We start from the raw sequence: 7145 nt of genomic DNA, 5'->3' as shown, positions 1-7145 counted from the left end.
ACGAACCACCGCCACCCTGACACAGCGTCAGCAAACTAGACTCCGGAAAGGCCCTGTGACCAGGACAAATGGAGAAGTGCAACTGGAGTACTAGGACCTGGTCGGCCAGAGTGTAGATCATTCGGGCGGCGGTCTTCTCGCCCGGAAGGCTGGTGTGCTGACTCCCGGCCGCTTCCAGCGCCGCCTCGGCGATCTGGCCGGCACCGCGGACCTTGCGGTTCCGTAGCCAGGTCTCCAGCCAGCGAGCGCCAATACGTCGCAGGGCGGCTGGGGTCTGATAGCCGGTCAGCAGAGTCAACGGTCCGGCGTTGGTGAGGTCCAGTGCCGGGAAGATGCCCGTGAGGTAGGCGCGGAGCCGGTTGACGGTGCGGGTCCGATCGGCCACCAGGTCCGAACGGTGAACGGTGAAAATTTTCAGATCGGTGGCGATCTCGTCACCGATCCGCAGAAGGTGCAGGTCACGGCGAATACGGGCCTGATCGGCGATGACGGCCGCGTCCTTCGCACGGTAGCCCTCCGAGGCGCGGTTGATGGCGCGGCCGGAGATATAGAACGCGCGCTGGCCGTGGCTGAGGAGCGGGGTGATCACCAGAGCGGCGCCGCCGTCCATGAGGTCGATGCCCCACGTCACCTCATCGCCCAGAGCCAGGACGTCGGCGAGCAGCTGCAGTAGTTCGGTTTCGTCGTTGGCGACCCGTCGCGACAGCAGCCGACGGCCGGCCTCATCGATCACCACGCAGTGGTGATGGGTCTTACCTGCGTCGATCCCGGCCCAGATGGCAGCCACGTGGTTCTTCCGTGCGTCGGACAGTACGTGTGTGCCACGGACGACGTCGCTGTCGATTCCCTACGGAGCGATCGAGTCGCAATTCCTAATTGGAAGCCGAGTCGTCGTGGAGCGTCGGGCGGCCAATCAGTGGAAGCCATCAGCGGCACAATTCTGAAAGCCATACCCGACACCCTGGGCGGGCCAACCATACGAAGGGCTCGCCCGATCCCGTACCAACAAGGTAGGGAACCTTGACTTCCCGCTCCTGTCCGCCCGTCCCTCCACGCGGGCGAGCGTGGTCTCCTGGCGCCACCGGTACCGAGTCCGATTTCCACTACGGGGGCGACGTACGGCACTCTCTTTGCTGTACTCCACCCGTTCCGGGATAGCTGGTGTCGGCACACGACGCCCGTTGAGGAACACCCGGCTGGCGGATTGAGGTGGTGGGGGGAGGGGACATGGGAACCATTCCTTCACGGGAAAGGCCGCTGCTCCCCCGCCTCGTGTGTAGAGGTGTCGGCGTCCTGCCGATGAATTGCCGGGGTGCGGCAGAGTGCGAGGATGGCCATGTCGTCTTGGCGTTGGCCGCCGGTCCAGTGCGCGACGCTTCCCACAAGTGAATCCACGAGTTCCTTCGGGTGTGCGCACTTGCGGCCCGCCAGCGCGACGGTCGGGTCGTAAAAGCTCCCTTGCCGGTCACGGGCTTCCAGAACGCCGTCGGTGACCATCAGCAGGATGGCGTCGGCGGGCAGGGCGAAGGTATCCAGGGGGCCGTCGGGAAGAACGTCCGGCAGTCCTGCTCCCAGCGGCAGGGCGCTCGCAGCCGGCTCCAGCGGAGTCACCCGCCCTTTGCACAGGATGAAGGGCGAGGGGTGCCCCCTGGACAGCAGTGTGATCCTGCCCCCGCTGGCAGGGATCTCGGCGAGCAGGGCCGTGGTGAAGCGCTCGGCGCCCTCGTCCTCGTCGCCGAGGCTGTCGCCTCGCTCCAGCGCGTGGTCCAGACGCTGGGCCAGCACGCGAAGATCCGGAGCGGTGTCCGCTGCCTCTTGGAAGGTACCGACGACGGCAGAAACGGCGGGCACGGCCTGCATGCCCTTGCCGATGACGTCACCGATGATTGCGCGAACGCCAAAGGGTGTTTCCTGCACCGCGTAGAGGTCACCGCCGATCCGGGCCTCCGCCTGAGCGGCCTCGTAACGCACGGCCACGCTCAGTGACCCCACTATCGCCGGCGGCGATGGCAGCAAGGCGCGCTGCGTCGCCTCGGCGATGTCCCGCGCCACGGCCAGATGGCCACGCTGGCGGGCCACCACCCCGTTGACCCACACGGCGATGACACCCATCAGCAGCACCACCGCCAGGTCCACCAGCGTCGCCGACAATGGACGGCCTCTCTCCAGGTCGACGGCGAGCGCTGTCAGGACCACCACAGCCGCCACGGCCGCGGTGGTGCGGCGAGGCAGTATGGCGCAGCCCACGAGGGGCGCGGCCGCCAGCAGGGGCAGGCCCAGGTAGGGCTGCGGAGCGACGAGATCCAATGTCGCTCCGCCGAGAATGAGGAGAACGGACAGTACGCGGACTCTCGCATCAGTGCGGACTCCTGCCACGGCGGACAGCCGCATGAAGAATCACCGTCCTCAGGACGTGTTCGCAGCCCAGCACCGGCCGTCAGGCGAGGGTCCCGGCCTTCGCGGTTCCACGATCCCCGGGTCTGCACCCTGGAGATTCGGTCAGCGACGATGGCCTCGCCTAGCGCCATACATCCAGCATGCCTTATGCCCGCTTAGCCCGTATCGCCCACCTGGCGCGAAGTGACATGGTCGGTGCCCGCTCTGGCGCTGAAGGACAGCGGCAAAACCGGTTTGCCGATTTGGGTCCTGGGCTTGGGCCCTCGGACCCTCCCAGTGGGCCCGGGTGTCGTCGTTACAGTGCGATCCCCGGCGGGTGTACGCCCTCGGTCACTGGAGCAAACTGCAAAGAGGTGGCACGTGAATGGATGCGACGGCATACGCCGAGGCGTACGAACGAACGTGGGACAGAGCACGGTTGAGTACCTCGGAACGGTGGGGGTCGTCGCCCTCGTGAGCGGCGCGATCATTGCCACCGGCATCGGGGGCGATGTCGCCGGCTACGCGCAGCACCATGTCTGCCGCATTGTTCATATGGCGGACGGCGGCGGTTGCGACTCCGACGACGAGCCCGATCCCGACGAACCCGTCGAGCCTGCCACGGCACCCGGGGACAATCCCGGCGGATCCGGTGAGCCTGTCACGGCACCCGGGGACAAGCCCGGCGGCGGGTCCGGCGAGATCCCTGTCGTCGAATCCGACCCTGAATCCGACGACGAAGTGGGGAACGCGCTTCCCAGTCTCTGCTTCGAGCCACGGGAACGGTCGTCGAACTCGTCGATCTCCGTTCCGGGAAACGGGCCCCTGGCAAAGGCGGCGGCCTGGGGTTACTCGTACCTGGTCAACTTCGTCATCGACAAGATCGACAACGAGAAGAACAAGGAGAAGCGGGTCCAGTTGGCGCTCGCGGACCTCGCCTACTGTCTCCCGGACTACAACATCGTCATCGCACAGCCCCACGAGGGCAATCTGCAGCAGATGGACGGTGCGGCGCTGATCGAGACCGTCGAGATCAGCGGTACGACGTACCGCGTCTACGCGTTCAAGACCGGCACGTTCACCTGGGCCGACGACGCCGACCTCGGCTGGAAGAACCGCGGGTTCCACGGCGTCTTCGACATCAGCGAGGACCGCCGCACCGTCACGTTCCAGGAGCCGCCCCGCCCCAAGCGAAAAGAGGGCTGGAAGCCCGGCGACGAGGGCTGCCAGGTCGAGGGGCAGGAACTGCCCGACCGGAGCAGGTACTACAACACCTACTCCCCACTGAACAACGAAGCCTCGACCCAGTCGGTCCGGATGCTCGTGAACGACATGCGCCGCTGCTTCCCCGACTACAACGTGGTCGCGATGCACTCGGAGCAGTCGTCGCACTGGGTCCAGGAACCGGATTCGTTCGTCCATCAGGGCAGATACCGGCTGAATTCCAACGAATACCATGAAGACGAGCAAGGGGACGACATCGCCTCCGGCCGGGCGGTGTTCGATGTCCACGTCTTCGACAAGGGCACCTTCAGCAATGACGGCGACGGCGGATACACCAACTGGGCCTTCTACGGGGACTTCACCCGCGACGGCATGCAAGCGACGTTCGAGCAGCCGGAACCCGCCGACCTCGACGCCGACTCCACCCTCACCGGAACGGGCACGGTCAACTTCAACGACGAGACGCCGAAGTACACGGACGGCGGGCCGTACCCGGGGACCGACTACTCCGGCGACGTGCCGGGCGACAACGGCGAACTGACCCAATCCCTTGTCGAGGAGTACGGCCGTACATTCCCCGACACGAACATCATCGCGGTGAAGTCGTTCAACAACCTCTCCTTCAGCGGAGTGTCCGGTCTGGAGCACCTCGCGGTGGTCGACGGTGTCGACGTGTTCGCCATCGACGAGGGAACCATCACCAACAACGGCGACGGCGGCTGGCAGAACTGGGGCTTCACCGGCACCTTCGAGCACGCGAAGGACGAGAAGGACCCGAAGGAGGTGACCTTCAACAACCACTGAAGGCGGTGACCAGGCGTTCGGTCAGGGCGACGGCGTCGCGGCGAACGGCCACCTCACCGCCTTCAGCCAGGACACCAGCCTGGATCTGGACGCCGCGTATCCGCTCGGAGAGCGCCCGAGTGCGCGGTGTTCGTCCAAGAGCTGGAGTGCCGTCTGCTGGAGCCAGGCGGTGTCGTCGGGGTGCGGGCTGAGCACGGCGGCAGAGACCGCAACGACTTGGTCGTCCAGCGCAGCGGCGACATCGGATCGCCCCGCTCATCCGGCTCGACCAGCGCCAGCAACGCCGGAACGAGCAGCGGGTCAAGCTCCTCGGCGCTCTTGCGACCGCCACCGTCCCGGCGGACCCGGCCATCGGGCAACGGGTCCTCGCCGTGCTCCAGCTCGAAGACGCCCTTCCGCACCGCCGCGCTCGCGCGACGGCCCGGACCCCGCCATGCCCCAGCAGCCGGGCCTCGGCGGCCAGCGCCAGCCGCTGCTGCCGCTCATTGAGATTGGGGAACAACACCCCGAATCTCAGGGCAAGTTGGTCACGGACCTCGCTCGGTATGCGCATACCACACCAACGACAGGGAGACCGCGAAGCAACGTGTTGATTCTTTACGGGCCCTTAGCCGACGGCTGCCGGAGGCTCGGTGCTTTCTTCCCGGAGAGAGCGTCCGAGTATGCGGCTCAGCCACTGGGATCGAGTGCGGCGGGCTTCGCGGGTGAGGGTCGCAGTGGGGACGAACGAGTCGAAGCCGTGGAAAGCTCCGGGCCAGACGTGCAGTTCGGCGTCGCCGCCGGCCCGCCATATCGCGTGGGCGTAGGTGATGTTCTCGTCCCGGAACGTCTCCGCCGAGCCGACATCGATGTAGGTGGGCGGCAGCCCGCTCAGGTCGGTGGCGCGGGCGGGGGCGGCGTAGGGCGGCAGGTCCGGGCCTCCGTACAGGTCGCCCAGGTAGGCCTGCCAGCCGACGGCGGTCGAGGACCTGTCCCACAGGCCGATGCCCTCCATCTGGAGGGCGGAAGGGGTGTCGAGGCGATCGTCGAGCATCGGGCACAGCAGGAGCTGCCCGATGGGCATCCGTCCGTCGCCCCGGTCCCGGTGGAGCAGGGTCAGGGCCGCGGCGAGTCCGCCGCCGGCACTCTTGCCTCCGACGATCACGCGCTCGACGTCGATTCCGAGTTCGTCCGCGTGGTCGGTGGTCCACACCAGCCCGGCATGGCAGTCCTCCAGCGGTCCCGGATAACGCGTCTCCGGCGCCAGTCGGTACTCCACGGACACGACGGCCAGGCCGAGGGGAGCGGACCAGTCACGGAGGATCCTTGGAAGGACGGACCAGGCGTTGCCCATGGTCAGCCCGCCGCCGTGCAGGTAGTACAGCACCGGCAGCGGACCGGTGGCGTCGGCGGGCCGCGCGTACACCAGCGTGACGTCCGGGCTGCCCTCGGCACCGGGCACGCTCAGTTCCTCGACGGCGAAGCGGCCGTTCGCACGTAGCTCGGCGGCTGTGGGCAGAGGCCGACTCGCGGCGTCTCGTCGCCGGTGGGCGGCGAGATTCCCAGAAGTGAGCCGTTCCCTCGGCAGGTTGCCCAAGGCCGCCAGCGCGGCGCCCAGTTCCGGGTCGAACGGAGGAGGCGTCCGCGCCCCGGCCGCTTCGGCGGCCGGGGAGTCCCGGCGCCCGGTCATGACGCGCCGCCCCGGCGGGCGGAGACATGGCCTCGGGCCATGCCGGGTCGCCGCCCTCCGGCGGGCAACGCCGAAACTCCAGGTGTCGAAACGTCAGGGGCCAAGAGGTCAGGTGTCGATGCCATCGCGATCATGGTCTCAGCACATCACGAGCGGCGCCGGTCATGAGTGGTGAATACCGATTTTTCTCCCCCGGAGATCCGTCGGAATGCCCCCTAGCCTCGCTGTTTCGTACGTCCAGCAGAACTTGGAGGTTGGCCATGTAGGTGGTTGATCGTGGTTCGTAAGCTCGTCGTCGCCTACTGGTGTGATTGCGGTCCGGGTAGCTGCCAGGAGGCCCGGTAGCAGGCTGGCGGCGTCGGCGGTGCGTCACAGCTTCCGTCTGGCTCGAGTCCGTGAAGGGCTAGCCTCGCCGTTTCAGTTGAGCTGAGGCGGCGTCGCTGATCGCCAAGTGTTGGGGTGGCCGACGTGATTTCGGTGCTTGGGCAGGTCGGAGTCCCGGCGCGGTGGTCGGGTTCTCGGGGTTCTATCGGGTCGTGGGCGGACGTGGGCGTGCCGGTCAGCTGGCGGGTCGGGGCAGTGCGGCGAGGCGGTGAAAGGCCGTGGCCAGAGTTCGTGTCTCCAGGGCCAGGTCGCCGATATTCGCAGGTGGAGGCGCCGGCCGCCGCGGGTGATGCGGGTGATGCGGGCGGCGACGTGCAGTAGCCGGTAGCGAAGTTTCTTCGGCTCGGCGGTGGCCAGTTCCCCGTCCAGGAGGAGGACACGGGTCCAGGCGAGGAGCTCAATCGCGGCGAGCCTGAGTTCGAGCCAGACGGCGTTGATGCCGAAGTCGCGGGAGGGGAAGCGGCCGAATCCGGTGGTCTTGCCGCACCGGATGTGGTCCTCGACAGTGGCATGTCCGCGGTGGCGGACTTCCAGGAACTGGGCGGAACCACCACCGGAGTACGGGGTGTCGGTGAGGAACACCTGATGCCGTACTAGTACTCCAGTTGCACTTCTCCATTTGTCCTGGTCACAGGGCCTTTCCGGAGTCTAGTTTGCTGACGCTGTGTCAGGGTGGCGGTGGTTCGTG

Annotated in this window: 5 protein-coding genes and 2 pseudogenes; 1 reads left to right on the top strand and 6 read right to left on the bottom strand. The window is 67.2% G+C overall.

The features are described from left to right. A partial coding sequence (locus tag ACFWV8_RS38015) for an IS110 family transposase (protein WP_384215051.1) occupies positions 1-787 on the bottom strand: 787 nt, incomplete at its 3' end. Positions 788-1242: 455 nt separating this feature from the next. Continuing rightward, positions 1243-2307 (bottom strand): PP2C family protein-serine/threonine phosphatase, encoded by a 1065-nt coding sequence (locus ACFWV8_RS38010; RefSeq protein ID WP_384215050.1) that lies wholly within the window; start codon positions 2305-2307, stop codon positions 1243-1245. Positions 2308-2799: 492 nt separating this feature from the next. Between ACFWV8_RS38010 and ACFWV8_RS38005 the strand changes: the two genes are divergently transcribed. Continuing rightward, the gene (locus tag ACFWV8_RS38005) at positions 2800-4404 is read left to right on the top strand and encodes a hypothetical protein (protein ID WP_384215049.1); all 1605 of its coding nucleotides are present in this window, start codon (positions 2800-2802) and stop codon (positions 4402-4404) included. A gap of 21 nt (positions 4405-4425) precedes the next feature. Here the strand turns inward: ACFWV8_RS38005 and ACFWV8_RS38000 are convergent, their stop codons facing one another. From ACFWV8_RS38000 to ACFWV8_RS37985, 4 genes and pseudogenes are all read right to left on the bottom strand, one after another. Next, the gene (locus tag ACFWV8_RS38000; protein ID WP_384215052.1) at positions 4426-4599 is read right to left on the bottom strand and encodes a hypothetical protein; all 174 of its coding nucleotides are present in this window, start codon (positions 4597-4599) and stop codon (positions 4426-4428) included. 5 nt (positions 4600-4604) lie between these two features. Beyond that, positions 4605-4957, bottom strand: a pseudogene (locus ACFWV8_RS37995) (ISAzo13 family transposase); the annotation flags it as partial. Between the two features lie 54 nt (positions 4958-5011). Continuing rightward, entirely contained in the window at positions 5012-6073 is a 1062-nt protein-coding gene (locus tag ACFWV8_RS37990) for an alpha/beta hydrolase (RefSeq protein WP_384215048.1), read from the bottom strand. A 559-nt stretch (positions 6074-6632) separates the two neighbouring features. Then, positions 6633-7048, bottom strand: a pseudogene (locus ACFWV8_RS37985) (transposase); the annotation flags it as partial. Positions 7049-7145: the final 97 nt, after the last annotated feature.

Source organism: Streptomyces sp. NPDC058665 (assembly GCF_042714995.1).
Classification (GTDB): Bacteria; Actinomycetota; Actinomycetes; order Streptomycetales; family Streptomycetaceae; genus Streptomyces.
The sequence above is the reverse complement of the archived record's forward strand: the minus strand, read 5'-3'. Positions and strand labels throughout refer to the sequence as shown.